This is a genomic window from Streptomyces marokkonensis (assembly GCF_008312835.1).
GTDB lineage: Bacteria > Actinomycetota > Actinomycetes > Streptomycetales > Streptomycetaceae > Streptomyces > Streptomyces marokkonensis_A.
The window spans coordinates 1-1338 of sequence record NZ_VSKS01000061.1; the positions used below are offsets into that span (position 1 = coordinate 1).

1 rRNA gene is annotated in these 1338 nt (G+C 57.0%); it reads right to left on the minus strand.

Annotated features, from left to right (window positions below):
• A 23S ribosomal RNA gene (locus tag F1615_RS35395) occupies window positions 1–1285 on the minus strand; the annotation flags it as partial.
• Window positions 1286–1338: the final 53 nt, after the last annotated feature.

Here is a 1338-nt window from a genome sequence, read left to right on the forward strand (position 1 = left end):
AATGACACGACTTCGGCGGTACGCTTGAGCCCCGCTACATTGTCGGCGCGGAATCACTAGACCAGTGAGCTATTACGCACTCTTTCAAGGGTGGCTGCTTCTAAGCCAACCTCCTGGTTGTCTGTGCGACTCCACATCCTTTCCCACTTAGCGTACGCTTAGGGGCCTTAGTCGATGCTCTGGGCTGTTTCCCTCTCGACCATGGAGCTTATCCCCCACAGTCTCACTGCCGCGCTCTCACTTACCGGCATTCGGAGTTTGGCTAAGGTCAGTAACCCGGTAGGGCCCATCGCCTATCCAGTGCTCTACCTCCGGCAAGAAACACACGACGCTGCACCTAAATGCATTTCGGGGAGAACCAGCTATCACGGAGTTTGATTGGCCTTTCACCCCTAACCACAGGTCATCCCCCAGGTTTTCAACCCTGGTGGGTTCGGTCCTCCACGAAGTCTTACCTCCGCTTCAACCTGCCCATGGCTAGATCACTCCGCTTCGGGTCTTGAGCGCGCTACTAAAGTCGCCCTATTCGGACTCGCTTTCGCTACGGCTTCCCCACTCGGGTTAACCTCGCAACACACCGCAAACTCGCAGGCTCATTCTTCAAAAGGCACGCAGTCACGACGTTGAGTGCAAGCACCAAGGACAAGTCCTTGCGCGACGCTCCCACGGCTTGTAGGCACACGGTTTCAGGTACTATTTCACTCCCCTCCCGGGGTACTTTTCACCATTCCCTCACGGTACTATCCGCTATCGGTCACCAGGGAATATTTAGGCTTAGCGGGTGGTCCCGCCAGATTCACACGGGATTTCTCGGGCCCCGTGCTACTTGGGTGTCTCTCAAACGAGCCGCTGATGTTTCGACTACGGGGGTCTTACCCTCTACGCCGGACCTTTCGCATGTCCTTCGCCTACATCAACGGTTTCTGACTCGTCCTGTTGCCGGCAGACAACAGAAGAGAGATCCCACAACCCCGCATGCGCAACCCCTGCCGGGTCTCACACGCATACGGTTTGGCCTCATCCGGTTTCGCTCGCCACTACTCCCGGAATCACGGTTGTTTTCTCTTCCTGCGGGTACTGAGATGTTTCACTTCCCCGCGTTCCCTCCACTTGCCCTATGTGTTCAGGCAAGGGTGACAGCCCATGACGACTGCCGGGTTTCCCCATTCGGACACCCCCGGATCAAAGCCTGGTTGACGACTCCCCGGGGCCTATCGTGGCCTCCCACGTCCTTCATCGGTTCCTGGTGCCAAGGCATCCACCGTGCGCCCTTAAAAACTTGGCCACAGATGCTCGCGTCCACTGTGCAGTTCTCAAACAACGACCAACCACCCATCA